General features: G+C 55.7%; 3 protein-coding genes. 2 read left to right on the top strand and 1 reads right to left on the bottom strand.

Annotated elements, in window-relative coordinates; all coding sequences use genetic code 11:
* Positions 1-382: 382 nt before the first annotated feature.
* Positions 383-610 carry a hypothetical protein gene (locus GQ59_RS30335; protein ID WP_037088627.1) on the bottom strand — a complete coding sequence of 76 codons (228 nt, stop codon included), beginning with the start codon at positions 608-610 and terminating at the stop codon, positions 383-385.
* 129 nt (positions 611-739) lie between these two features.
* On the opposite strand from GQ59_RS30335, the gene GQ59_RS33265 reads away from it, so the two are divergent.
* Together GQ59_RS33265 and GQ59_RS33260 are read left to right on the top strand one after the other, a co-directional pair.
* Positions 740-958: a hypothetical protein gene (locus GQ59_RS33265; protein WP_084683368.1), complete on the top strand. Its 219-nt coding sequence runs from the start codon at positions 740-742 to the stop codon at positions 956-958.
* 5 nt (positions 959-963) lie between these two features.
* Complete coding sequence (locus tag GQ59_RS33260) at positions 964-1152, top strand: hypothetical protein (protein WP_037088625.1); 189 nt, start codon at positions 964-966, stop codon at positions 1150-1152.
* The last annotated feature ends 11 nt before the right edge of the window (positions 1153-1163 follow it).

Raw genomic sequence — 1163 nt, 5'->3', positions numbered from 1 at the left:
GTGCAAATAGAAAAAGCCCCGCAGCCGGTTGAGGCTACGGGGCAGTAAGTACAGAGGGAACGCCCGACATATGTAGCAGGACAAGGGGGCCGGAACTAGACGTCATGAGGGCACCTGGCACAAAGCGGAAAGATTGGCGCGAGTTCGACGACTGGGTCATGCGAGTCTGAAGCTCTTGGGACTTAAGGCCCTGTTGAAAAACGCAACTCAGCTGGTACTATTTGGACGCGAGTGTGGGGCATAAGGTACACCCGTAACGAATAGGGCTTGGCGGCGTGGACCAAGCCCTATTTGTTGTTCAACGCGTTGACGATCGGCAAACCGTTATGACGTTACCCCTTAGCTCTTCGCCATTAGGATTTAGGGATGCTGACAAGGCCGTCTACGCTCGCACCACTCGACCGTTCTTGGTAAGGTAGGCGATAATCTCGTGTTTCAGATGGTCGCGCTCCCCAAATGCTCGGGATACAAGCTCGATACGGCGATCGGCCTCCTTATCGTCCGGATCGACCGGTTCCGCCACAACATATCCCACCGTTCCGATCGCCTGAATGTTGCTTCCGGCCTCGATCATGGCGGCCACAAACGCTTCGATTTCATCATGGGTCATGACCGCAGTTGATCACTTTGTTGCCCCTGCGCAACCCTCAGATTTGATAGGGTTGCTGCCGACGGGATTGCTACTTGCAATCCGCTGCTGGAACTTGACTCCCTTCCAGAGGGTAGCAAAGGTGGCTCCATGAGTCCTGACCGCTTCAACGAATGCCTGCGCCACATCCGCTGGACGCCGATCAACGTGGCGTCCGCTTTGCAATGTGATCTTTCATGGATTGAAGCGCTAGAAACTGGCAATGAGGAGGTACCCGCCGGCCTTGCTGCTTGGCTGGAAACGCTCGCCCAAACTCATGAAGCTCTTCCACCACCCACAACTTTCCGGCGCCAGAGGGCAAGACTTTGACTTCAATGGCGGAGCCCCGCTTCGACATCCGCAAAGACAGTGACTCCACGTGGGAGATATTCGACACCACGACCGGCAGAACGGTGTTCATCGGCGGGAAGCCATATATTGACCTGCCACTCGACAGCGCAGACACCCTTGCCGACTTCATGAACTCGGTGGGTGTGGTGCCTGACAAGGACACACTGCATTGAACGATAAGCTC

The sequence above is a fragment of the Neorhizobium vignae genome, assembly GCF_000732195.1.
Classification (GTDB): domain Bacteria; phylum Pseudomonadota; class Alphaproteobacteria; order Rhizobiales; family Rhizobiaceae; genus Neorhizobium; species Neorhizobium vignae.
Note: the sequence above shows the minus strand (reverse complement) of the source record. Positions and strands in the feature narration are given on the sequence as shown.

Coding starts and splice junctions, on each gene's coding strand:
- GQ59_RS30335 (WP_037088627.1), bottom strand. CDS start 610: ATGACCCATGATGAAATCGAAGCGTTTGTGGCCGCCATGATCGAGGCC.
- GQ59_RS33265 (WP_084683368.1), top strand. CDS start 740: ATGAGTCCTGACCGCTTCAACGAATGCCTGCGCCACATCCGCTGGACG.
- GQ59_RS33260 (WP_037088625.1), top strand. CDS start 964: ATGGCGGAGCCCCGCTTCGACATCCGCAAAGACAGTGACTCCACGTGG.